Annotated in this window: 18 protein-coding genes; 7 read left to right on the forward strand and 11 right to left on the reverse strand. The window is 69.5% G+C overall.

Annotated elements, in window-relative coordinates; translation table 11 throughout:
* The first annotated feature begins 696 nt into the window (after positions 1–696).
* Both OG622_RS34305 and OG622_RS34310 read left to right on the forward strand, forming a co-directional pair.
* Positions 697–1,776, forward strand: coding sequence for a LacI family DNA-binding transcriptional regulator (locus tag OG622_RS34305; protein ID WP_371580503.1), 1,080 nt, complete (start codon positions 697–699; stop codon positions 1,774–1,776).
* Positions 1,701–2,849, forward strand: coding sequence for a DUF418 domain-containing protein (locus OG622_RS34310; RefSeq protein ID WP_371580504.1), 1,149 nt, complete (start codon positions 1,701–1,703; stop codon positions 2,847–2,849). The genes OG622_RS34305 and OG622_RS34310 overlap by 76 nt, the downstream gene beginning before the upstream one ends.
* Before the next feature lie 92 nt (positions 2,850–2,941).
* Here the strand turns inward: OG622_RS34310 and OG622_RS34315 are convergent, their stop codons facing one another.
* From OG622_RS34315 to OG622_RS34355, 9 genes are all read right to left on the reverse strand, one after another.
* On the reverse strand, positions 2,942–3,838 hold the full coding sequence (locus OG622_RS34315) for an amidohydrolase (protein WP_371584304.1): 897 nt from the start codon (positions 3,836–3,838) through the stop codon (positions 2,942–2,944).
* Entirely contained in the window at positions 3,813–4,892 is a 1,080-nt protein-coding gene (locus OG622_RS34320; RefSeq protein WP_371580505.1) for an aldo/keto reductase, read from the reverse strand. The genes OG622_RS34315 and OG622_RS34320 overlap by 26 nt, the downstream gene beginning before the upstream one ends.
* Entirely contained in the window at positions 4,889–5,647 is a 759-nt protein-coding gene (locus OG622_RS34325) for an SDR family NAD(P)-dependent oxidoreductase (RefSeq protein ID WP_371584305.1), read from the reverse strand. Before OG622_RS34325 ends, OG622_RS34320 begins: the two co-directional genes overlap by 4 nt.
* Positions 5,648–5,676: 29 nt before the next feature.
* Positions 5,677–6,528 carry a fumarylacetoacetate hydrolase family protein gene (locus OG622_RS34330; protein ID WP_371580506.1) on the reverse strand — a complete coding sequence of 284 codons (852 nt, stop codon included), beginning with the start codon at positions 6,526–6,528 and terminating at the stop codon, positions 5,677–5,679.
* Between the two features lie 127 nt (positions 6,529–6,655).
* Positions 6,656–6,994 carry an L-rhamnose mutarotase gene (locus OG622_RS34335; RefSeq protein ID WP_371580507.1) on the reverse strand — a complete coding sequence of 113 codons (339 nt, stop codon included), beginning with the start codon at positions 6,992–6,994 and terminating at the stop codon, positions 6,656–6,658.
* A gap of 217 nt (positions 6,995–7,211) precedes the next feature.
* Positions 7,212–8,096, reverse strand: coding sequence for a carbohydrate ABC transporter permease (locus OG622_RS34340; RefSeq protein ID WP_371584306.1), 885 nt, complete (start codon positions 8,094–8,096; stop codon positions 7,212–7,214).
* Between the two features lie 77 nt (positions 8,097–8,173).
* Entirely contained in the window at positions 8,174–9,094 is a 921-nt protein-coding gene (locus tag OG622_RS34345) for a carbohydrate ABC transporter permease (RefSeq protein ID WP_371580508.1), read from the reverse strand.
* Between the two features lie 12 nt (positions 9,095–9,106).
* A complete protein-coding gene (locus OG622_RS34350; protein WP_371580509.1) occupies positions 9,107–10,471 on the reverse strand; it encodes an ABC transporter substrate-binding protein in 1,365 nt (454 codons plus the stop codon).
* A 103-nt stretch (positions 10,472–10,574) separates the two neighbouring features.
* On the reverse strand, positions 10,575–11,690 hold the full coding sequence (locus OG622_RS34355) for an enolase C-terminal domain-like protein (protein ID WP_371580510.1): 1,116 nt from the start codon (positions 11,688–11,690) through the stop codon (positions 10,575–10,577).
* A 128-nt stretch (positions 11,691–11,818) separates the two neighbouring features.
* Here OG622_RS34355 and OG622_RS34360 point away from each other — a divergent pair, with 128 nt between their 5' ends.
* From OG622_RS34360 to OG622_RS34370, 3 genes are all read left to right on the forward strand, one after another.
* The gene (locus OG622_RS34360) at positions 11,819–12,586 is read left to right on the forward strand and encodes a FadR/GntR family transcriptional regulator (protein ID WP_371580511.1); all 768 of its coding nucleotides are present in this window, start codon (positions 11,819–11,821) and stop codon (positions 12,584–12,586) included.
* 209 nt (positions 12,587–12,795) lie between these two features.
* The gene (locus OG622_RS34365; protein WP_371580512.1) at positions 12,796–15,954 is read left to right on the forward strand and encodes a DUF1349 domain-containing protein; all 3,159 of its coding nucleotides are present in this window, start codon (positions 12,796–12,798) and stop codon (positions 15,952–15,954) included.
* Between the two features lie 601 nt (positions 15,955–16,555).
* A complete protein-coding gene (locus OG622_RS34370; RefSeq protein WP_371580513.1) occupies positions 16,556–19,117 on the forward strand; it encodes a GH32 C-terminal domain-containing protein in 2,562 nt (853 codons plus the stop codon).
* Between the two features lie 241 nt (positions 19,118–19,358).
* Here OG622_RS34370 and OG622_RS34375 read toward each other — a convergent pair whose 3' ends face one another.
* Both OG622_RS34375 and OG622_RS34380 read right to left on the reverse strand, forming a co-directional pair.
* Complete coding sequence (locus OG622_RS34375; protein ID WP_371580514.1) at positions 19,359–19,727, reverse strand: hypothetical protein; 369 nt, start codon at positions 19,725–19,727, stop codon at positions 19,359–19,361.
* Entirely contained in the window at positions 19,724–20,428 is a 705-nt protein-coding gene (locus tag OG622_RS34380) for an XdhC family protein (RefSeq protein ID WP_371580515.1), read from the reverse strand. Before OG622_RS34380 ends, OG622_RS34375 begins: the two co-directional genes overlap by 4 nt.
* 581 nt (positions 20,429–21,009) lie before the next feature.
* On the opposite strand from OG622_RS34380, the gene OG622_RS34385 reads away from it, so the two are divergent.
* A complete protein-coding gene (locus tag OG622_RS34385; RefSeq protein WP_371580516.1) occupies positions 21,010–21,450 on the forward strand; it encodes an Lrp/AsnC family transcriptional regulator in 441 nt (146 codons plus the stop codon).
* A 389-nt stretch (positions 21,451–21,839) separates the two neighbouring features.
* Complete coding sequence (locus OG622_RS34390) at positions 21,840–24,791, forward strand: aminotransferase (RefSeq protein ID WP_371580517.1); 2,952 nt, start codon at positions 21,840–21,842, stop codon at positions 24,789–24,791.
* The last annotated feature ends 206 nt before the right edge of the window (positions 24,792–24,997 follow it).

Here is a 24,997-nt window from a genome sequence, read left to right on the forward strand (position 1 = left end):
CAGCGAGTACTCGGCAGCCCTGTGAGCGGTGGCTGGACGGGGCGGGGGGCGTCGGTCGGTGAGTTCGGGTGCCCTCTCAAGCGCAAATGTTACCGTTCACATTCTTGCGCTCCGTAGGGCTCGATGACGGACGGTGTGGCAGGAGAGGGTGCGGCAAGACTTCTACCAAGGGTGACTGCGAAGCTGCCCTTGTGTGTGAGCTCTCCAGTCGTCCTCGACGTCGGACGTTAACGCGACGGTGACGTAGGGGGAAGTGTGAACGGTAACATTCGGTCCCCGCAACACTCCGCGTGGAACTTTCTCCTGGCGTCCCGTCAGGCGAGGGCGCTCGGGAAGTTTCCAGGGCGCGCCAACGGTGGCCTCGAGCCTGTGGACGAAGGAGATCATCACATTCTGCGGATACGGTATGGCCGTCGATCCCGACTCCGAATGGTGATTTCGTGGCCTACTGGAAGAAGCAGGGAGTGGACTTCGGCGCCTTCTCCGAGGGCACCGAAGGCATCACGACCGGTTGGCGCCGTCCATGGAGCCGACACCGCTGATCACCTCGTCGTCCACATCCAGCGCGAAGGTGCTCGACCCTTCAACCAGGTCTGGTTCGGCCGGAAGACCTTGAAGAAGGCCGCGGACAACGGAGCACCTGGTCCAACGCCGCCGTCACCGACTGGCCAGTACCGACGAGGAGCCGTCCCCACCATGCAGGAAGCGACCCCCGCCCCCCGCTCCGGCGGGAGGCCGCAGGCTCCGAAGGCCGTCAGCATCCGGGACGTCGCCAAGGAGGCGGGCGTGTCCCACCAGACCGTCTCCCGGGTCGTCAACGGACACCCCCGGGTCAAGGAGCCGACGCGGGCCAGGGTCCTGGATGTCATCGCCAGGATGGGCTATACGCCCAACCGGATGGCCCGGGCGCTGGCCGGCGGTGCGGTGCGCTCGGTGACCGTGCTGACCTCCGACACCTCCTTGTACGGTGCCTCGGCGACCCTGAAGGGCATCGAGGAGGCGGCGAGGGCGGCCGATTTCACGGTCCAGATCAGCGTGCTCGACACCGGCTCGGCCCGGAAGCCCGCGGATGTCGCGGCCCGGGTCAGCAGGCCGGGGGAGGCGGTGCTGGTGATCGCCTTCGACGCACCGGGCGTACGGGCATGGCAGGCGCTGCCCGCCGGGTTCCCGGCAGCGGCGGCGGTGGAACGGCCCGAGGACGGCCGCCCCGGCGACCGGCCCCAGCTCTGGCTGGACGACCGGGCGGCCGCCGCTCAGGCCACCCGCTATCTTCTCGGCCTCGGCCACGAGACCGTGCACTACCTGGCCATCCCGTCCTCCACCACCCGCATCGGCCAGCGCACCGAGGGCTGGCGCGACGGCCTGCGGGCGGCCGGCAAGCCCCTCCCGGAACCGCTCGACGCCGGCTGGAGCCCTCGCTCCGGCTACCTCGTCGCCCGCTCGCTGCTGGCCGACCCGTCGGTCACGGCCGTGCTCTGTGGCAACGACGACCTGGCACTCGGCGTACTCCGCGCGGCCAGGGAGGCAGACCGTGACGTGCCGGGCGACCTGAGCGTGGTGGGCTTCGACGATGCCCCCCATTCCGCCTACGCACACCCCGCCCTGACCACCGTCCGCCTCGACTTCGAAGGCCTTGGCCGGGGCTGCTTCGGGCTGCTCCACCGGCTCCTCGAGCCCGATACCGCCCCGGCCCTGCCTCTGTGGGCCGAGCCGGAGCTGATCGTGCGGGAGAGCAGCGGCCCGGCTCCGATACGGCGGGACCGGCCCAAGGGCTGAACCTCTTCGACGTCCATGTGGGCCCCGCCCCGAGCCAGGACGGTGCCATCGGCTTCCTGATGGAGCCGGCGCAAGGCCGCTCCTCCGCGCTGTTCGCCGTCCTGGCCGGGTTCGCGGTCGTGCTCGTCACCGGGCGCCGCACACCGAAGACGGGCCCGGCCGGCCGCCAGGCCGTCGCCAAGGTCGTCATCCGGGCCGTGATCCTGATGGCACTCGGCACCGCCCTGACCATGACCGGCACCCCGGCCGTGCCGATCCTCGCCTTCTGCGGACTGTTCTTCCTGCTCGTGCTGCCGCTGTACCGGCTGGGCGCCAAGCCGCTGGCGATGATCGCGGCGGGCTGGGCCCTGGTGGGCCCGCAGCTGCTGTACGCGCTGAAGCCGGTGTTCGGCGGCCGCGTATTCCTCTCCTACGGCCAGGCCGACGGCCCCGTCTCGCTGTTCTTCACCGGCGGCTATCCGGCCCTGACCTGGGTCCCGTTCGTCATCGCCGGTATGGCTGTCGCCCGCCTCGACCTGGCCGCCACCGCCGTACGCATACGCCTCGCCCTCACCGGCGTCGCCCTCGCCGTCACCGGCTACGGCGGCTCCTGGCTGGCACTGCGCCTCGTACCCGGTGCCGCCGAAGCCGTCCGGAAAGCCGAAGAGGGGCCGGGCATGTCGTCCATGTCGTCCGTATCGCCTGACAGCATCGGCATCTTCGGCGACAGCCCGGCAGGGATGCCGGCCGCCGCCCCGCACAGCGAGGCGACCCTGTCCATCGTGGGCAACACCGGGGTGGCGATCCTCGTGATCACCGCGTGCCTGGCAGCCATGGACGCCTTCCCCCGGCTGCGCCGCCTGGCCGGGCCCGTCATCGCGGTCGGCTCGATGTCGCTGACGGCGTACGTCTACCACATCGTCGCCATCTGGCTCCTGGACACCGAGGAAGCGACCGTCCCGCCCCTGTACATCCTGCTCGGCTTCATCGCGTCCGTCGCCGTCCTCGCCACCGTCTGGTCCCGCTTCTTCCAGCGAGGGCCGCTCGAATGGCTGTTGGGCCGGGTGACCGGGATCGCCCGGCGCGTTCAATGAGACGCATCCGCAGAAGCGCGACCTCGCCAACACCAAGAAGCGCGATTCCCGCGGTGGCCGCGCTTGGCGGCCGAGCCGTTCCAGCCGTTCGGTCACCGCCCGGCCGGGGAGCCGGTGACGGTCAGGCCGTAGGTCCGCAGGGCGGTGCCGGTGAAGACCTCGCGGCGTTCGGCGGGATGGAGGGCGGCTGTCAACTCCCGTGCAGCAGCGACGACTTCGGTGTACGTGGCGGCCAGTCGGCAGACGGGCCAGTCGGAGCCGAACATCAGCCGCCGCGGTCCGAAGGCGTCCAGCACCGTGTCCGCGTACGGCTGGAGGTCCTCGACGCTCCACCGGTCCCGGTCGGCCTCGGTCACCAGGCCGGAGAGCTTGCAGACGGTGTTGGGCAGCGAGGCCAGCAGGCGCACCGCGTCCGCCCACGGCCGTAGCTCGCCCGAGGCGATGGGTGGCTTGCCCGCGTGATCGAGTACGAAGGTGAGTCCGGGAAGCAGTTGGGCAGTCTCATGGGCGGCCGCGAGCTGGTGGGGCCTGACAACCAGGTCGTACACGAGCCCTGCCTCGGCCACCGCGGCGAGCCCACGCAGCACGTCCGGCCGCATCAGCCAGCGAGGATCGGACTCGCCCTGCACCTGGTGGCGGATGCCCACCAGGTGCTCGCCACCCGGCCCCTCCCGCAGCGCCGCGAGCGCGCGGGCGACATCCGGGGAGGTCAGGTCGGTCCAGCCCACGACACCGGCCACCAGGTCGCTGTCCTGGGCCAAGGCCAGGAACTCCGGCGTCTCCTCCGGAACGTCGATCGTCTGGACCAGGACCGTCGCGGTGACGCCGGCGGCCCGGGCCTCGGGCTCCAGGTCGGCGAGCAGGAAGTCGCGGCGCAGCGGGGCGAGTTCCCTTCCGGTGATCCAGCCCTGGTCGCGGACGGAGAGGTCCCACACGTGGTGGTGTGTGTCGATGACGCCCCCCTCAGCGGTGTTCGCCTCCAGGTTCATGGCGGTCACCCCCACGACTCCTTGACTCATCCATCGGCCGATCGGCTCCTTCGACCGGTGCGGCGGCGGGGACGGGGACGGGGACGTGCGGGGGCAGCAGCCCTTCGGCACGCAGTCCGTCCCAGAGCGCGGCCGGTATCGCTCGCCGCAACTGGGCCACCGTGTCGCAGACCTCCTCGGCGGAACGCGCGCCGGACAGTACGCTCGCGACCGCCGGATGGCCGAGCGGGAAGCGCAGAGCCGCTGCGCGCAGCGGTACCCGGTGGCGTTCGGTGACCGCCTTCATGCGCAGTGCCCGGTCGAGCACATGGGGTGGGGTGGGCGCGTAGTCGTACATGGCCCCGGGCTTGGGGTCGGTGAGCAGACCCGAGTTGAACACCCCGCCGACGATGACACTCCTGCCGCGGGCGGCGGCCTCCGGCAGTACCTCAGCAAGCCCCTCCTGCTCCAGCAGGGTGTAGCGGCCGGCGAGCAGCACCACGTCGATGTCGGTCTCGCGCAGGAAGCGGGTGGGGAGCGCGCACTGGTTCACTCCGATGCCGATCGCCTTGACGACGCCTTCCCCGCGCAGCCGTTCCAGCGCGGGGTAGGCCTCGGTGAGGGCCTGCTCGGCGTGGTGGTCCGGGTCGTGCAGCAGGGCGATGTCCACCCGGTCCAGGCCGAGGCGGTCCAGGCTGGCTTCCAGGGAGCGCAGGACTCCGTCGGAGCTGAAGTCCCAGACGCGGCGGTGGGTGCCGGGCACGGCGAAGCCCTGGGCGAGATCGTCGCCTCGGCCGCCCTCCGGGTTGGGTTCGAGCAGCCGCCCGACCTTGGTGGAGACGGTGTACGCGTCGCGGGCGCGTCCGCGCAGCGCGGCGCCCAGGCGCCGCTCGGACAGCCCGAGCCCGTAGTGCGGGGCGGTGTCGAAGGTGCGTACGCCCGCGTCCCAGGCCGCCTCCACCGCGGCGGACGCGGCCTCGTCGGTGACCGGGCGGAAGAGGTTGCCGATGCCGGCGGCCCCGAACGACAGCTCGGTGACCCTGACACCGGTCCCGCCCAGCGTGGTCGCTCTCATGCGCCGACCGCCGGGCGCAGCCGGAGTCCCTGCATGCCACCGTCGACGGCGAGGGCGATGCCGGTGACGGAGGCCGCGGCGGGGCTCGCCAGGTAGACCACGGCCGCCGCCACCTCGTCCGCGGTGACCAGGCGGCCCAGGGGCTGGCGTGCGTCGAGGGCGGCGCGTTCCGCCTCCGGGTCGTCCGCGGCGTCCAGGAGCCGGGTCACCCAGGGTGTGTCGGCGGTGCCGGGGTTGACGCAGTTGACGCGGATGCCCTCACGGACGTGGTCCGCGGCCATCGCCAGGGTCAGCGACAGGACCGCGCCCTTGCTGGCGGAGTACAGGGCGCGCCGGGGGAGGCCCGTGGTGGCCGCGATGGAGCATGTGTTGACGACCGCCGCGTGCGACGAGCGCCGTAGATACGGCAGGGCGGCGCGGGTGGTGCGCACCGTCCCGAGGAGGTTGATGTCGAGGACGCGGTGCCACTCCTCGTCCGGGTTGTCCTCGACGGTACCGACGGCGCCGATGCCCGCGTTGTTGACCAGGATGTCCAGGCCGCCGAGCTGCCCGGCAGCGGTCTCCACGGCGACGCGTACCGAGGCGTCGTCGCCGAGGTCGGCCTCGATGGCGATCAGCGGCTCGGGGGCGCCGGAGGGGTCGAGGTCGAGGACGGCCACCGTGGCGCCGTGCTCGGCCAGCATCCGGGACGTGGCCCGCCCGATCCCGGACGCGCCGCCGGTGACGACGGCCTTGAGCCCTGACAGGCCGCTCAAACTGCTCAACTTGCTCAAGGGGGCGCCTTTCACGCTTGGCCGAAGGTCTGGCGCTGGGCGCCGAGGCCGTCCACGGAGAGCTCGACGGTGTCGCCGGCGCGGAGGTAGGGGGTCCCGGGGAGGCCGAGGGCCACGCCCGCAGGCGTCCCGGTGTTGATCACGTCACCCGGCTCCAGAACCATGTACCGGCTCAGGTAGGACACGATGTGGCCGACCGGGAAGATCATGTCGCTGGTGTGGCCGTCCTGCCGCTTCACCCCGTCGACGCTCAGGTGCAGCCCGAGGTCCTGCGGATCGCCCACCTCGTCGGCGGTCACCAGCCACGGTCCGAGCGGGTTGAACGTCTCGCAGGACTTGCCCAGGTCCCACTGCGACGAGTACTCCAGCTGGAACTCGCGCTCGGAGACGTCGTGGCTGATCGCGTACCCCGCGATCACGCTCCGAGCTGCGTCCGGCCCGTCGAGGTAGCGGGCCCGCCGTCCGATGACGACCGCCAGCTCGACCTCCCAGTCGGTCTTCACCGAGCCGCGGGGAATCAGCACCTCGTCGAACGGCCCGACCACCGTGCCCGGGTCCTTCATGAACACCACCGGCCGCGGGGGGATCGCCGCGCCGGTCTCGGCGGCGTGGTCGCGGTAGTTCAGACCGACGCAGACGATCTTGCCGGGGCGGGCTACGGGTGCTCCGATCCGTACTCCGTCCGCGTCCAGTTCGGGCAGTGCTCCCGCCGCGACCGCCGCCCGGGCCCGGTCGACACCGTCCGAGGCGAGGAAGGCGCCGTCGATGTCGGAGGTCACGGAGGACAGATCCAGCAGTCGGCCCTCCTCGGTGCGGACGGCGGGCCGCTCCTCGCCGGGCGCGCCGACTCGTAGAAGTCTCACTGGGCGTCTCCTTGCCATGGGTGGTTGTCGGGTGGCTGTCGCCGAGGGGGAGATGCGCGGCCGACGGCCGTCACCGCACGTCGAGCCGGTCGATCACCAGCACGGGCAATCGAGGCGCTGCCGACCGTCACGGTGCGCCGGGATCGCTCAGATGCCAGATCTCGGTCAGGTCCGACCAACTGCCCCCGGTGCCGGTATCGGCCCAGGGCTCCTGGCAGGGGCCGGTGAGCTTCCACCAGGCCCGGGTGGCCGTGTCGGCGCCGATCGCGGCCATGTCGGCCTCGAAGGCGTCGCCGTGGTACTCGAAGTAGCCGAACAGCGTGTCCTCGCGCAGAAAGATGCTGTAGTTGCGGATGTTCGCGGCCCGCAGCGAGGCCTCGACGCCCGGCCAGACCGCGGAGTGCAGGCGCAGATACAGCTCACGGTGCTCGGGCCGCAGACGGACCGTCTGGGCAACGCGTTTCATCGGGGGTCCCTTCTGGTGAGTGAGTGAGTGAGTGAGTGTGAGCGGCGTTGCCGGACAGCCCGCCATGGGCCTGCCCGGTGACGCACTGGCGTGGCTGTCCGCACGGCGTGGGGCTCGACGCGGCGTGGGGCTTGGCACGGCGTGGGGTTTGGCACGACACCGACGTCAGGGAACGCCGGTTGAATACGGCGGAGGCGCCAAGGGTGCGGCTGCCGCCTCACTCCTTCGTCGCGCCGGCGAGCATGCCGGACACGAGAGCGCGTTGGGAGAAGAGGAACACGAGCAGAACGGGGACGATGGTCACCAGGGTGGCCAGGGCCAGTTCGGGCCGCATGATCTGGTTTCCCGTGCCGCTGGAGGTGTTGAACAGCGGCGAGGCGGCGAGCAGGTTGTTCAGCCCCACCTGCGCCGGGTATTGGGAGCTGTCGGGCAGCATCACGAACGGCAGGAAGAAGTTGTTCCAGTTGCCGACGAAGTTGAAGAAGCCGACCAGGGCGATCACGGGCTTGGCCAGCGGCATCGCGATGAGCCGGAAGACCTGCCACTCGGAGCACCCGTCGATCCGCGCGGCGGACAGCAGGTCGGAGGGGATGTTGGAGGAGAAGTAGATGTAGGTGAGGTAGACCCCGAACGGGAAGAACGAGAAGGGCAGGATCACCGACCAGACCGTGCCGTCCAGGTGCACGGCGTTCATCCCCAGGTACAGGGGCAGCACCATCGCGGCCGTAGGCATGAGCATCACGAGCATGGTGATGGTCAGCAGCATCCGTCGCCCGATGAACCGGGTGAGAGCCAGCGCGTACCCGGCGGGGATCGACGTCACCAGGGTCACGACCAGCGCGCCGAACGTGTAGAGCGCCGAGTTCAGCAGCCAGGTGAGGATGGCGCCGTCCTGGAACGCGTAGAGGTGGTGCCAGGTGTCGGCGACCGCGCCGAGAGAGCCGAAGGAGAACGGGCTGTCCCGCACGATCTGGCTGTCGGTCTTGGTCGGGGCCAGCAGGAGCCACACCACCGGCACACAGAAGAACAGCGCGGACAGGCCCATGACGATGAGCCAGGCCAGCCGGGCGGCCAGTGAGCTGGGGCGGCGCTTCCGGCGCATGGGCTTCCTCGGGCTGGTGCGGGCGCCGGCGGTACGGGGCGGCGGGGTTCGGCGGGCTGCGGTCGTGGTGGCTGTGGTCATCCTTCGTCCCTGTCGAACAGGCCGGTGCGGAAGACGACGAGCGCCGCGCAGGCGAGGCCCAGGACGAGGAGGTCGACGGAGAGCGCCGCCGCGCCGTTGAAGTCGCCTGCCTGGAAGGCGTACTGGTAGGAGAGCTGGTTCGGTGACCAGCTGTCGGGGATCATGCCCCAGCTGGCGAGGGAGACCAGTTGCGGCTCGACGAAGAGCTGGGTGCCGGCCGCGAAGGCCAGGATCAGCATGTACGCGATCCACTTGGTGATCATCGGGATCTGGATGCGCAGGGCGATCTGTAGCGTGTTGGCGCCGTCGATGCGGGCGGCCTCCAGGATCTCGTCCGGGATGCTGTTGAGCGCGCCGTACATGACCACGATCCAGCCGCCGGCCCCGGTCCAGAAGGCGATGACCGTGAACAGCACCGGCAGGTGGCCGGGGGCGTTGACCTGGGCGAGGGTGTTCCAGCCGAATCCCTTCAGCAGCCAGCCGACGGGGCTGGCGGCCGGGTCGAGGAGGATCAGGAAGAGCAGGACGCTCGCCACCCCGGCGAGGGCACCCGGCAGGTAGAACAGGAACCGCAGGCCGGTGGAGGCCCTGCGCATGCGGCCGTGCAGCATCAGGGAGAGCAGCACCACCAGGATCATCAGGCTGGCCAGCCAGACCACCAGGTACAGGCCGATGTGGAGAAAGGCCGGTACGAAGCGGTAGTCGGTGAACGTCCGGGTGAAGTTGCCGAGCCCGACGAGCTGGTTGCGGGAGTTGGACAGCGCCAGCCACACCGCGTAACAGGTGGGCAGGACGCCGAAGGCGAGCAGGAGGAGGACATAGCCGGAGACGAAGACGTAACCGGCGCGTCCGACCGGGTTGCGGGCCGAGCGGCCGCCGCGGCGGCCGCTCCGCTCCGTTGCGAGGTGGGTGGTCATCGGTCCGCTTCGCTAGTTGACGGTGTATCCGAGGGACTTGGCCTTGTCGGTGATGGCCGTCTGCCAGGTGCCCAGGGTGTCGGTGAGGGTCTTGCCCGAGTTCAGGGCCGGGATCACGGTGGAGGAGTAGATCGCTTCCTGGCTGTACTGGGTGGCGGACCAGCCGGGCCAGATCAGTTCCGCCGCCTCCTGGAAGGCGGGGCTGACGTCCTCGGCGAAGTAGCCGGTCCTCTGCTGGCCGGCGAGCCAGGCGACGGCTGCCTGCTTGTACGCGGGATAGGTGCCCGCGGTGGCCTGGTAGGCCTTGGAGGTCGCCATCCAGGTCACCAGGTCGGAAGCCGCCTCGAGGTTCTTGCTGTGGGAGGAGACGAACCACAGCCCACCGCCGACGTTGCCGGTGTAGTTCTTGGCGTCGCCCTCGAACTTCAGCGGTGAGGCGGCGGCGATCTGCCCCTCGGGGATCTTGAAGGTGGAGTTGAAGAGCACCTGGCCGTACCAGGAGGGGCCGGGGAGCATGAGGACCTTGCTCGCCTTGTTCTTGATGAAACCGGCGCTGAAGACGGTGTCCTTGGAGACCGAGCCCTTGGCGATCAGGCTGTCGAGCAGCTCGGCCATCCGGGTGCACCTGGAATCCTGCAGGTCGACCTTGACCTTCTTGGCGCCGGTCGCCGTGCTGGCGGGGCACTGGCTCGCCCAGAAGTACACCTCGGGGCTCCAGGCGTCCCCGGCGGTTCCGACCAGGTAGCCGGGGTGCTCCTTGGCGACCTTCTTGCCGAGTGCCTGGTACTCCTCCCAGGTGGTCGGGACGGAGTACCCGAACCTGTCCAGGAGCTTCTTGTTGTACCAGAGCACGTTCTGGGCCAGGTCGTTGCGCAGGCAGTAGGTGTCGCCGTCGAAGGTGCAGGGGTTGAGCGCGCCGTCGGCGAAGCCCTTGAGCGTGGACCGGGAGACCACGTCCTGGTTGAGGGGCGCGGCATAGGGGCTCTTGCCCTGGGATGCCCAGCTGGCGTCGTTGACATTGGCGCTGAAGGCGACGTCGGGCCACCCGCTGCCGGTCCGGTCGAACAGCTGGACCTTGGTCTGCAGGTCGTTGGCGCCGTTGGCGTCCCCGCTGTACGTGACGATCTTGATCTTCACGCCCGGGTGCGACTTCTGGTACGCCTGCACGCCGGGCACCCGGGTGGCGTCCGCCCAGACCGTGATCTCGCTGCCGTCCTTCTGCGCGACAGGTTCGAAGGCGTCGGGGGAGGAAGTCGTCGCGGGTGTGGGGTCCGCGCTGCCGCAGGCGGCGAGCACGAGCAGGGAGACGGCGCCCAGGACGGCGGCGGCCGTGTGTCTGAGCTGGCGGCGGGAGGAAACCGGAACGTCGTCGTTCATGACTGACCTCGGATCTTGGGAAATGGCGCACAGCGGTGAGAGGCGCCGCGTTCGGGGTGTTCGGGCTGTTCGGGACAGGCGGTCGGGTCCGGGGCTCCGGTCATCAGGCCCGGGGCGGGGTGACGGTCTCCTTGTCGACAAATTTCTGAAGGGTGGGAGGGTAGTCCAGGCCCGCCGGAAGGGCGACGCCCGGACCGGTGGGGGCATGGACGAGGCCGTGGGCGTCGATGCCGCTCTCACGGCTGATGGGATTGCCCATGACCAGCGACTCGTAGTAGGTGGTGTTCGAGATGGCCATGCACAGGTGCCGGTTGGGGATCTCCGGCCCGTGCACCTCCGCGCGCAGCCGGTAGGCGTCGGCGAGGTGGGCGGTGCGCATCGCGCCGGTGAAGCCGCCGCGCAGTTGGGTGGAGGCGCGGACTCCGAAGGTGGCGGCGCCGGCCTGGATGAAATCGGCCGAGTTCATGTGCGCCCCGTCGGAGGTCTCGGCCACCAGGAGGGGAACGGCCACCGCGTCGGCGAGACGCTTGTACGCGGTGACACTGAACTCCCTCATCGGCTCCTCGTACCAGAGGTAGTCGGCGTCCGAGAGGGCGTGCCCGAGATGGATCGCGTCGGGGAGGTCGAAGCCGGCCGACCCGTCGAACATCAGCGGGATGTCGTCCCCCACATGTTCACGCAGAGCCACCGACAGGCGGGCGTCGCGGCGGGCGTCACCCCAGGCGTGGAGCTTGATGGCCGGGTAGCCGAGCTCCAGGGCCTGGTCGGCGATGTCCAGGTACTCCTCGACCGAGGAGTAGGTGACAGTGGAGGCGTACGCGGGTATCGAGGTGCGGTAACCGCCGAGCATCTGCCAGGTGGGCCGGTCGGCGAGTCGTCCGGCCAGGTCCCACAGTGCGGTGTCGACCAGCCCCAGCAGATAGAGCGGCAGCTCCTCCGTGCGGTCCAGCTCCCACATGCGGTGCCAGAGCCATTCCCGCTGCAGGGGATCCTGCCCCACCAATTCCGTGCGCAGTACGCGGTCCAGCAGGTCCGCCAGGATGACCCCGCTGCCCCGCCGAGGGGACATCGCCACCCCCTCGACCCCGTCGTCCGTGCGGATGCGCAGCACCGCGGCCTCGCCTTCGGACGGGCTGCCCAGGAGACCGTCCCGCCAGACGAAGGGCGGACTGGCTCCCGGCACCCGGACCGGATGGCACTCGACTTCGGCAATGCGCACGGCTTGCACCCCTTGGAGCGGGAAGTACTGCTGCGAAATTTTCGTGTAACGTAAGTCGTCATACGAATGCTGTCAAGAAGTCCCACGCAGTAGAATCGCCGTCATCCGTATCAGCAAGGGGGACCCACATGGCCAAGGACAGTGCCGGCGGAGCAGGGGAGCCTTCCGTCCTCAAGCCCTGGCCCAAGCGTCCGGCCCGACTGGCCCAGGCCGTCATGGAGAGCCTGACCGACACGATCGTGTCGGGCGTCATCCCCCCGGGCTCGACCCTGCCGGTCGAACCCGAGCTCTGCGAGACGTTCGGCGTCAGCCGCATCACCATCCGCGAGGCGGTCAAGTCCCTGGAGGCCAAGGGGCTGGTTCTCGCCCGGCAGGGCTACGGCACCACCGTCACCCCGCCCGAGGAATGGAACCTCCTCGACCCCGTCGTGCTCGCCGCGACCGTCCAGCATGACGACCAACTCGTCGTCCTCGACCAGTTGGTCGACATCCGGTCGACGCTGGAAGCCCAGATGACAGCCCAGGCCGCGGAGCTGGCCACCGACGACGACCTGCGAGCCATCGAGCGGCTGCTCGCCCGGCTCGACGAGGAGACCGCCGTCCCGGCACGCTTCGTCGAGACCGATGTGGCCTTCCACGACCGGATCCTTCAGGCATCCCACAACAGGCTCGGGCGTTCCATCATCCGGATCCTCCACGCCCAGGCGCGCACCACGTTCCTGTACAACGGCACTCCGGACGCGGCCGCGTGCGAGCGGGCCAACGCGGAGCACCGCGCGGTCGCCGAGCGGCTGCTGGCCCGGGACTCCGAGGGGGCCGCGCAGGCCATGGCGGCACACATCCAGACCGCCTGGAGCCGCCGCCGCTTGCCGAACGTCGGCTCGCCCGCCTCCTGAGAGCACTCCCACCGACTCGCCCCCGCGCCGCACAGGCCGGGGGCGTTCGCATGTCCAGGTCCGGCCGAGTCGGCAGTGCGCGACCTATTGACGAAATTCATATGACGTCTAATGTTACATCGCTATTACCCCTTCCCCCTCTTGTCGCTGGGCTCTCCCCTGCCCGCCAAGAGCACCACGGGCCCCCTGAACCTCCCGGAAGGTGTCACATGCGAACACCCCGCATACGTCCCGCGGTTCCCGACCGTCTGAGATCATGGCTGGCCACAGCCGCCGTCCTCACTGCCTCGACCGCGGCGGTCCTCACCCAGGCCGGCCCCGCCTTCGCGGCCGGCACGACGCTCCACGCCGCACCGAACGGCTCCGGCACCGCCTGCTCCACGAGCCAGCCGTGCTCCCTCACCCAGGCCAAGACCCAGGTGCGGGCGAGCAACGGAGCCATGACGGGTGACATCACCGTCGAGCTCGCCGACGGCACCTACCGGCTCTCCTCGCCACTCGCCTTCACCTCGGCAGACTCCGGCACAGGTGGCCACACAGTGAACTGGAAGGCCGCGCTGGGCGCCCGTCCCGTCATCACCGGAGCGCAGAAGGCCACCGGCTGGACCGTGCAGGACCCGGCCAAGAACATCTGGAAGGCCGACGTCGGCACCGGCTTCGACACGCGCCATCTGTTCGTCGACGGCGCCCTGGCCACCAGGGCCCGCTCCTCGGTCACCCGCTCCCACCTGACGGCGACCACCAGCGGCTACACGTTCACGAACAGCTCGCTGAGCTACCTCAACAGTCTCGCGCAGCCGGGCCGGACCGAGATCCACGGCATCGGATCCTTCACCGACCGCTATGCCCCGGTGACCGGCATCAGCAGCGGCACCATCACCATGGCCCAGCCCTCGTGGGACAACAACACGTTCGGCTACGACACCCTGACGAGCCCCTTCCGGGCCGGCCCCCTCTACATCGAGAACGCCTACGAGTTCCTCGACACGGCCGGCGAGTGGTACCTCGACACTGCTACCGGCACCCTGTACTACAAGCCGCTCACCGGGCAGGACATGGGTGAGGCCGACGTCGAGGTGCCGAAGCTGGAGTCGCTCATCGGCGTCGGAGGGACGTACTCCTCTCCCGTCAACCACATCGCCTTCTCAGGGCTGCAGTTCTCGGGCACCAGTTGGCTGGACCCCACCACCCACGGCTACGCCAGCCAGCAGACCGGCGCGTACATCTCCGGTGCCTGGGACCGCCCGTCGGACGCGCTGACCTCGTGCCAGAGCGGCTGCCCGCTCTTCGAGGCGACACGCCCTCACTGGGACCAGATGCCCGCCGCCGTCCAGGTCTCGGCCGCCGACCACATCACGTTCACCGGTAACCGGTTCACCCAGCTCGGGCAGGGCGGCCTCGGCATCGGCAACGACGCCAACGCCCACACCACCGGCGTGGGACTCGGCGCCGACACCATCACCGCGACGGGCAACGTCTTCACCCAGGACGCGGGCGGCGGCATCGTCGTCGGCGGCCTTCAGGAGGACGCGCACCACCCCAGTGACAGCCGGATGACCAACCAGAACATCACACTCAGCAACAACCTGATCCACGACGTGGCGCTGGAGTACCGCGACATGTCGGCCATCCTCGTCACCTACGTGAACGGCGCGACCGTCTCGCACAACGAGGTGTACAACCTGCCCTACTCCGGTCTCACCATCGGCTACGGCTGGGGCGTCAACGACATCGGCGGCAGCCAGGACTACGTCAACCGGGGCCTGTACGACTACCAGCCCACCTACACGACCGCGACCACCGCCGCGAACAACCACGTCACCGACAACTACATCCACGACCTCATGCAGCAGATGACCGACGGCGGCTGCATGTACACCCTGTCGGCGTCACCGGGCAGCACCTTCGAACGCAACTACTGCCACAGCAACAACGCTTACTTCGGCTTCTACCACGACGAGGGTTCCCGGAACTTCACGGACACCAACAACGTCTTCCGCAACACCGGCAGCTGGGGCCACGAGAACAGCAGTGCGACCAACAACACCGGCGCCCTGACCCTGACCGACAACTGGACGAACAACAGTTCCGCGAACATCACCAACACCAACGGCCGCGGTGACGTGGTCAGCGGCACCGTCGTCGTCGGCAACGGCAACTGGCCGTCAGCGGCCAAGACGGTCATGAACAACGCCGGTATCCAGCCCCTGTACCGTCCGCTGACCACCGACCCCGTCGGCTCCCCCTACACCGCCTACTCCTCCACCCCCGCCAACACCGGCCAGAGCGGCGGCCACTTCACGATCACCGACGCGGGCGAGGACATCTGGGGTGCCGGCGGACAGCACGAGGACGAGTACGGCACCGTCTTCCGGAACGGGGCAGCCGTCGACGGCACGTCGGTGACCGCCCGGGTCGACAACCTGGACAACACCAGCGGCTGGGCCAAGGCCGGCGTCGTCCTGCGCAACGACCTCACGGACGACGGCTCCTCCGCCGGATACGCGGCTGTGGTGGCGACCCCGGACAACGGCGTCAGCTTCCAGCGGGATTCCAACGCCGACGGCTACCTCGACCAGCTCACGAACACCGCCGCCACCGTCAAGGCACCGGTCTGGCTGCGGCTCACCCGCACCGCCACCCAGGTGTCCGCCTACTACTCCACCGACGGATCCACCTTCACCCAGGTCGGCTCGACGGTGACCCTGCCGTCCATGGCGACCACCCAGGACGCCGGTGTCATCCACACCGCCCACAGCACCACCGCCGGCAGCGCGACCTTCAGCAACCTGCGCATCGTCACCTCGCCCTACAAGGCATACGGTTCGATTCCGGCCGCTGTCAGCCAGAGCGGCGGAGTGACCTCCCTGACCAGCGCGGGCATCGACATATGGCGCTCCGGCACGGCATACGACGACGAGTTTGCCGCCGCCTACCAGACGGGGGCCGCGGGAACCTCCTCGACCGTCACCGTCCGCGTCACCAGTCAGGACAAGACCAACAGCTGGGCCAAAGCCGGCCTGATGCTGCGAAACAACATCGCCTCCGCCGGTTCGTCCGCCGGGTACCTCGTCCTCGCCACCACCCCCGGCAACGGAATCGCCCTGTCGTACGACTCCAACGGTGACGGCTACCTCGACACCAACACCATCAAGACCGGAAGCGCCACCGTCGCCCCGGTCTGGCTCCGCCTGGTCAGGAGCGGCACGTCGGTCACCGGCTCCTACTCCGCCAACGGCACCACCTGGACCACTGTCGGCACCGCGACACTGACCGGTGCGAACAGCACCCTGGACGCGGGCATGTTCTCCACGGCCCACGCCGGAAGTATCGGCACCGCGAGCTTCAGTCAGTTCTCCGTCAGCTGACGCGGCGGTTCGGGTCACGATCTCCGCGTGGTGGTGCGGCTTCCGCACCGCCACGCGGAGCGCCGTCATGTCCGCGCCGAACTCCGCGAGGCAGCGCGCAGGTCGGTCAGACGTCCTGTCCTCGGCCCGCCAGAAGCAACTGCTGGTGGAATCCGTCAGAGGTCAGTGATGTCGACGAGAGGCGGTGACGTCCAACGGGAACGCGCGCCGTCCAGGATGGCGGCGGGTTCGTCCAGGAGGCGGCCGGTTCGTCCATGACGACGACGCCATTGGTCCCAAGTCCGTCTGTTCGCTCCCCGGCGGTCTGACCTGCCCGGTTGCCGGGCGCAGCCCGCTGTGGCAAGACCGGTTGGGACGGCTCGGGACAGCCGGCCGCCCGTGCCGGAACGCCGGGCCACCCGGAAATCGCATCGCTGCAGGGCTGTTGACGCGTCGGCCGGATTGCCTCCATTATCGGGGCGACTCGATGTCATCGATGACACAAGTCAACGATGACACTCCTGCCGACCGCCGTGGACGACGGCCCAAGGCATCACTTTTCGGCCGGTCCGTGCCGGGCATCTGGCTCGGCCGCGCTGACGGCCGCAGTACAGGAGACCTCATGAGCTCTGGACGTGTACCCGGGCATGCCCGCACCCGGATGATCGCGGCGGTGGCGACCGTCTGCGCCCTGTCCGCAGCCCCGCCGGCCCCCCAGGCCGTGGCCGCCGACACCCCGCCGTACTCCGAGACCTACCGGCCCCAGTTCCACTTCACACCCGAGAAGAACTGGATGAACGACCCCAACGGCCTCGTGTACTACGAGGGCGAGTACCACCTCTTCTACCAGTACAACCCGAACGGCAACTCCTGGGGCGACATGTCCTGGGGGCACGCGGTGAGCAAGGACCTCGTGCACTGGAAGGAACTGCCGCTCGCCCTGTCGCACGACGACAAGGAGATGGTGTTCTCCGGCAGCGCGGTCGTCGACCGGGACAACACCACCGGCTTCGGCACGAAGAAGAACCCGCCCATGGTGGCGATCTACACCAGCGCCTACAAGGACGGCGGCAAGCAGGCCCAGTCGCTCGCCTACAGCACCGACCGCGGCCGGACCTGGACCAGGTACCAGGGCAACCCCGTCCTCGACATCGGCTCCAGGGAGTTCCGCGACCCCAAGGTCCAGTGGTACGAGCCGACCAAGAGCTGGCTGATGACGGTGTCGCTGTCCACCGAGCACAAGGTGCGGTTCTACTCGTCAAAGAACCTCAAGGACTGGACGCTGCAGAGCGAGTTCGGACCGGCCGGCGCGACGGGCGGCGTGTGGGAGTGCCCCGACCTGTTCCCCCTCGCCGTCGACGGGGACAAGAAGAAGATCAAGTGGGTCCTGGTCGTCAACATCAACCCCGGTGGTATCGCCGGTGGTTCGGCCGCCCAGTACTTCGTCGGCGACTTCGACGGCGAGAAGTTCACCGCCGACGACAAGGGCACCTACACCCCGCCCACCGGCACCGTCGTGCAGGACTTCGAGAACACCGACTTCGGTACGTGGGCGGCCACCGGCACCGCCTTCGGTGACGGACCGGCGGCCGGGGCGGTGGCCGGGCAGGGGACCGTCGACGGCTTCGACGGCAAGGGCCTCGCCAACAGCTTCCACTCCGGTGACGCCACCACCGGCACCCTCACCTCACCCGAATTCACCGTCGACAGCCCCTACTTGAACTTCAAGATCGGCGGCGGACGGCACCCGCACGAGGCCGGAACCGTCATGGAGCAGGGACCACCGCCCGAGGGCACGGTCCTCGCCGACTTCGAAGGCGGCGGCTACGGCGACTGGACGACGACCGGAGACGCCTTCGGCTCGGCACCGGCCACCGGCACCCTCCCCAACCAGCAGGAAGTCTCCGGCTACCTGGGCGGCGGCCTGGTCAACACCTACCTGAACGGCGACTCCACCACCGGCACCCTCACTTCACCCGAGTTCACCATCGACAAGAAGCACATCAACTTCCTCATCGGCGGCGGCAACCACCCCTCCGGCACGGCCAACCCCACCGCCCTCGAACTCCTCGTCGACGGCCAGGTGGTGCGCGGCGCCACCGGCAAGGACGCCGAGGCACTCAACTGGGCCTCCTGGGACGTCGGGGACCTCGCCGGCAAGAAGGCGCAGATCAGGATCGTCGACGACAATCCCGGCGGCTGGGGCCACCTCAACGTCGACCACATCATGCTCTCCGACACCAAGGCCCAGCCCGTCTCCCAGGAGACGGCCGTCAACCTGATCGTCGACGGCCAGGTCGTCCGCAGCGCCACCGGCGCCAACAGCGAGACCCTCGACTGGGCCTCCTTCGACCTGCGCCCCTACGCCGGCAAGGAGGCGAAGATCCAGATCGTCGACATGAACACGGCCGGCTGGGGCCACGTCCTGGCCGACCGGTTCACCGAAGCCGACACCGCTGCCAAGTCCGTCGTCCAGCGCGCCGACTGGGCCGACTACGGCAAGGACTACTACGCGGCCGTGTCCTGGGAGGACGCCCCGGACGGCAAGCGGTACATGGTCGGCTGGATGAACAACTGGGACTACAGCGGAGCCGTCCCCACCTCCCCCTGGCGCGGCGCGCAGAGCGTTCCCCGGGAGATGGCCCTGCGCACGGTCGACGGCCGGATCCGGCTGATCAGCCAGCCGGTCAACGCCCTGGAGTCCCTCCGCAAGCCGCACGCGGTGTCCGCGTCCGGCGTCACCGTCACGAACACCACGACGCCCCTGATCGGCCCCGCGGCCAAGGGCAAGGCCCTCGACATCCAAGCGACCTTCTCCCTCGAGGACGCCGACCGCTTCGGCCTGAAGGTCCGCACGGGCGCGAACGGCGAGGAAACCGTCATCGGCTACGACACCACCACCCAGGAGCTGTACGTCGACCGCACCCGCTCCGGCGCGGTGGACTTCAACAGCACCTTCCCCGGCGTCCAGACAGCGCCGCTGAAGGCCAAGAACGGCAAGGTCAAGCTGCGGATACTCGTCGACTGGTCGTCCGTCGAGGTCTTCGGCGGCAGCGGCGAAGCGGTGATCACCGACCAGATCTTCCCCGACCCCGCCAGCCAGGGAGTCCAGGTCTTCGCCGAGAACGGCACGGTGAAGCTCGACAAGGCCGTCGTCTGGCACCTCGACTCCGCCCACGACTGACCCCGACACGAGGGCACGGAGGACGAGGTGGACCGCCTGATCCTCAGTACACCCGGAACGCGTGCGGGGAGTACGCCTCCGTTCTGAACTCCCTTGATCGTACGAGGCACTCCGTCACGGCGTCGGCACGTCGAACCGCCGACGCCGCGACGGAATGCCGACCTGGCGGACTCACCGCCGACGACACGGACCCACCTGGCGGGGATTCACTCGCCGTGATCCACACCGCGATCGGGTGCGCTCATGTCCCCGTCCGGGGCGTGCCGTCCGCGAGCCCGTAGCGCAGGTACACGGTGCCCTTCGGACCGGCTACCGGCGGTTCGAGGAGTGTGACGTTCGTGGGCACCACACCACCGTCGAACACCTTCTTCCCGACGCCGAGCATGACCGGGTGCACCCAGAGATCGAGCCGGTCGAACTTCGGGACGCTGTTGAAGAGTGTGGCGATCTCGTTGTCCTCGCCGCCCTCGTACGCGGCACTGACCTGCGCCCCGGCGGCCTCGTCCAGCAGGGGCGCCTGCCAGCCGTTGGGCGGTCGGACGGGAGGAAGTCCGTGGCGAGTTCCGCTCTCCTCACCAGGGCTGTCCGCCGGGCCCGGACAGTCGGTCACACGGTGGCTGGAGCGGCTTGTGACGGCATCGGGCTCGCAGGGCCCGGTCGGTGGATGGGGCCGGTGCCGTGGGAGAGGGGTAGGCCGGTGGCCCGGTGGCTGTGGGCGATGATTTCCGCGGTGACGGAGATGGCTGTTTGGCTGAGGGCGGCGGCGAAGTCGACGGCGCCGAAGATCAGCATGCGGGGCGGGGCCGCGTGGGTGTGGATGAGGACCGTGAGCTTGGTGGGGCAGGTGTCGGGGTCTGCGCCGATGTCGATGACGGCGGTGCGTCCCGCTCTGAGCAGGGCTCGGGCTTGTGCCACGACCGCCCGGTCTTCGTTCTCGCTGTCCAGGGTGCCGTCGTATGTACTGCCGTCGCCGAGGAGGGTGAGGGTGCGGCCTAGGAGTTCGGCGGGGCCATCGATGATCTGGGCCACAGCGGCGGGTCTGCCCCGTATTGCTTTGTCCAGGGCGGCGGTCAGGTGGGGCACGTCTGCCGGTTCGATGCGTTGGACCAGGACGTCGATCTCGCCGCCGACGGGCCCTCGGGCCCAGGTGATCAGCAGGGTGCAGGAAGACGCCCGGCTGGAAGCGGCGTCGAATCGCCCGCCCTGCGGCGACCCGCCCTGCGGTGTCGTATCCCAGGGCCGAGCCGCACGGTCAGGCCCGCCGTAGCGGCGACGCCAGCCTCGCCGACGGGAGACGGAACGCGCTGCCACGGCACCCTCGGCCCGGCCATCGCGCGGCCGTTGTCGATCCAGAACACCTATCAGCCCGGCTCGCTCGGCGAGCAGGGCTGCCTGTCGGCCACAACTGCATCCCGGTGTTGGCGGGGGCGGCGCTGCGCGCCAAGCGTGAGGACGTCGTGTTCCCGGCCGCCGGCCGCCGGCCGGGAACACGACGGCCGCCGGTCGTTTGGCGCGGGCTGCTTCCGCGTCGACTGCGAGGCCGGGACCTGTGGGGGATGGGGGCATGACGGTCCCGTCCGCAGCCACAGGTCGTGCGCCGAGCGTGAGTGGCCGGTGGGTTGCACAGGCTCTAGGCGTGCTCTAGGCGTGCTCTAGGCGTGGCCTCCTGGCCGGGGCCTTCGGCCGGGCTGCCGGCGAGGCGGGTTCCCTGTCCGGTGCCACGTGGCACCGGTGCTGGCGGGAGGCGGCGCTGTGCGACATGCGACAAGCGTCGCTTCCAGACTCTGAACGATTGATTCGATTCTCTCGACGATGGAATCGATGGTGCTCCATGCCTATTGCGCATGAATCGATCGCATGCTTAGCTGTTCGAGCACCTAGGAGGTGACCGCATGGACGATATCGATCGGGCCATCCTGCGCGAGCTGCAGACCGACGGTCGCATCCCGTACGCCGATCTCGGCCCGAAGGTCGGACTGTCGGCGTCGGCCGCTCGGCAACGGCTGCAGCGGCTGATCGACACCAAGGCGGTGCAGGTCGTCGGCGTCACCGACCCGATGGCCATGGGCGGTCAGTCCATGGCCCTGCTCGGGCTCCGCGTCGACGGCGATCCGCGAGCGGTGGCCGACGAACTCTCACGCCACGACGAGGTCGTCTACGCCGTGTTGACCGCCGGCACCTTCGACTTGTTCGCTGAGGCCGTCTGCCGGCAGCCGCGTGACCTGCTGGACTTCGTCAACGACATCGTGCGTCCCATCGAGGGCGTGACAACGGTGGAGAGCTTCCCCTACTTCGGGATCCACACCCACCGGTTCTTCTGGAACGTCGGCTGAGCAGCGCCCCGCTCACTGCTTTTCCGCGCCCCGTCGCACACGGCACCCGGAAGCGACAGCAGGCCAGGCCCGCCCCCGGTACGTGAGCGGCTCGTGCCCGCATGATGCCACCGTCAAGATCGGCGACCGCCGCACACGTTGGCCGGGCACGGCACGGCCGCCCGCGCTGTGGCGCGGCGCAGCGGACCGAGGCAGCGGACCGAGGCAGCGATGAGAACTCTCAACGCTACTGCGGACCTCCAACTCTGCCATCTCCGCACCCACTTCAGTGATTCGCTCAGGGTGTGGCCGGCCGCCCCGCAGCCCTGCATCACCTCTGTCCGATCACGCTCGCCGATCCGCAATGACCGGGCCGTCGCGGGTCGACCAACCAATGAAAGGAGAACGCGATGGGCACCTCCCCTGCCGAGTGGCTGGTGGCGCCGATGGTCGCAATCGAGGAGGAGCGGGCCGCAGCCCTCCTCAGGGAGCGATTCGGCATCGAGGGAACACTCGAGGAACTGGGCAGCAACCACGACCGCAACTTCCGGGTGCGCACCGATCCGAATGACCACGGGTACGTCTTCAAGGTCTTCAACCCGGTCATCGACCGCGCGGTACTGAGGGCGCAGTCCCAGGCCACCGAGCACCTCGCCCGGGCACTGCCGGAGCTACGGCTGCCGCGGGCCCGGGTCGGCGTCGACGGGGAGCACATCCAGACCGTCTCCGTGGACGGCCAGGACTACGACTGCCAGTTGCTCGACTATGTTCCCGGTGAACCCATCATGGACAGCCGCTATCTGGCTCCGCGGGTGGTGGCGCGGCTGGGAGAGCTGGCCGGACGCGTCACCGCGGCCCTGGAAGGCCTCGACGTGCCCACTCCGCACAGGCCGATGCTGTGGGACCTGCGCAACGCCCTCGAAGTCGTCGAGGCCCTGGCCCCCCACATGGTCGACCAGCGGCGGGCCGAGCGTGTGCTGCGGGCCGCCCGCGCGGCACAGCAACAGGTGGAGCGGCGCGCAGCCCGGCTTCCCATACAGGTGATTCACGGCGATGTGGCCGACAACAACGTGGTGTGCCGGACAGACCCGGACGGCCGCCCCATGCCGGTCGGGCTGATCGACTTCGGAGATCTCACACACAGCTGGGCCGTGGCCGAGCTGGCGGTCGCCTGCACATCCGTCCTGCATCATCACGGGGCCACACCGGCTTCGGTGCTGCCCGCGGTCCGCGCGTTCCACGCCGTACGGCCGCTCGTCGGAGACGAACTGGACGTGCTGTGGCCGCTTGTCGTGCTGCGCGGCTGTGTGCTGGTGGTATGCGGGCAGCACGCCGCGCTGCAGGACCCCGGTAACGGCTACGCCACGGCGGCCCTTGACCGTGAGTGGGTCATGTTCGAGGCCGGGGCCTCGGTGCCGGCCGAGGTGATGGCGGCCCACTTCCGGCAGGTGCTCGGCGAACCCGCCCCGCACAGCGATCCGTCGACCTCAGGCCCCCCTCTTCTCCCCGAACTCCACTCCGGAGCAACGGTGCTCGACCTGTCCGTCACCAGCGACGCGCTGCACGGCGGCCGCTGGCTCGATCCCGACGCGGAGTCCGCTGTGGTCGCACGGGCACTCGCCTCGGGCGGCACGGCAGTGCTGACCCGGCACGGAGAGTGCCGTCTCACCCGCACACGGGTCGACAGCACGGAGCAGAGCGCCACGCTCGCTCTCGGCGTGGAGGTGCACCTCGCCGGCCCACTGGCGGTCCACGCGCCGTGGGCCGGCACGGTCACCCGGCACGCCGAGCACGGAGTGACCCTGACCGCCGGAGGGCTGCACCTGGTGCTCGACGGCATCGACCCGGCTGTCGCGGTCATCGACGCGGGACAGGTCGTATCCGGTCAGCGGTTGGGCACCGTCGCCGCACGGGGCAGCGGCTATCGGTTGGATGTGCAACTGTCCCGACTGGGCACGGGAACGGCACCACGCTTCACCCCGCCGGATCTGGACGCGGGCTGGCTGGCGATGTGCCCTGATCCCACCGGTCTGATCCTCCCCCGGGCGGACCGCCCCGTGGCGGACACCCCCACGGAGCCGGAGAGCGCCCTTCTGGAGCGCCGGGTGAAGTCTTTCGCCACCGTGCAGGAGCACTACTTCGAAACGCCTCCGCAGATCGAGCGAGGCTGGCAGCACCACCTGGTGGACACCCGCGGCCGCGGCTACCTGGACATGCTCAACAACGTGACCGTCCTGGGCCACGGTCACCCGCGACTGGTCGACGCAGTGCACCGGCAGTGGCAGCGGCTCAACACCAACTCCCGTTTCCACTACGCCTCGGTGGTGGAGCTGTCGGAGCGGTTGAGCGCGTTGCTGCCGGACGGGCTCGACACCGTCTTCCTCGTCAACAGCGGCTCCGAGGCCGTGGATCTGGCACTGCGGCTGGCCTGGGCCGCCACCGGGAGGCGCGATGTCGTCGCCGTGGAGGAGGCGTACCACGGCTGGACCTACGCCGGTGACGCCATCTCGACCTCGACGGCCGACAACCCGAACGCCTTGGCCACCCGCCCCGCGTGGGTGCACACAGTCCCCACACCGAACAGCTACCGCGGCCGGCACCGAGGCCCTCAGGCGCACCGCTACGGCCCCGAAGCCGTGGCCGTGATCGCCGACCTGGTCAGGTCCGGACGCCCTCCAGCGGCGTTCGTGTGCGAGCCCTACTACGGCAACTCCGGCGGAATGGCTCTGCCCGACGGCTACCTCGAGCAGGTCTACGCCGCCACCCGGGAATCCGGCGGTCTCTGCATCGCCGACGAGGTGCAGGTCGGCTACGGTCGGCTGGGCTCCTACTTCTGGGGTTTCGAGCAGCAGGGCGTCGAACCGGACATCGTCGCTGTCGCCAAGGCGATGGGCAACGGCCACCCCCTGGGGGCGGTGATCACCCGACGCGAGATCGCCGACGCCTACCGTTCGCAGGGCTACTTCTTCTCATCGGCCGGCGGCAGCCCGGTCAGTTCGGTGGTGGGACTGACCGTGCTCGACGTGCTCCGCGACGAGGGTCTCCAGGACAACGCCCGCACGGTCGGCGCGCACCTGCGAACGCGGCTGCTGCGACTCGCCGACAAGCACCCGCTGATCGGTGCCGTCCACGGCAGCGGCCTGTATCTGGGCGTCGAGTTCGTCAGAGACCACGAGACACGGGAGCCGGCGACCGAGGAGACAGCCGCCATCTGCGAACGGCTACGAGAACTGGGCGTGCTGATGCAGCCGACTTCGGACCGGATGTGCGTCCTGAAGATCAAGCCGCCGCTGTGCCTGACCACGACGAGCGCCGACGTCTTCGTCGAGGCCCTCGACGACGTACTCACCCACGGATGGTGAAACGACGTACTCACCCACGGATGGTGCGACACGGTACGGACGTACCTGCCGACGGCTGTCCTGCGGCACCGATCAGCGGCGGCGGCAGATCAATACGAGCAAGGCGTCGAGGTGAACCATGGCGGGGTGGCGACGGTGATGGTGTCGCCGTCGGCCCGCCGATCGGCCGCCCTCGACTCCACCGGCAATGAACCACTTCTGGTCCA

The organism is Streptomyces sp. NBC_01314 (assembly GCF_041435215.1).
In the GTDB taxonomy this organism is placed as follows: domain Bacteria; phylum Actinomycetota; class Actinomycetes; order Streptomycetales; family Streptomycetaceae; genus Streptomyces.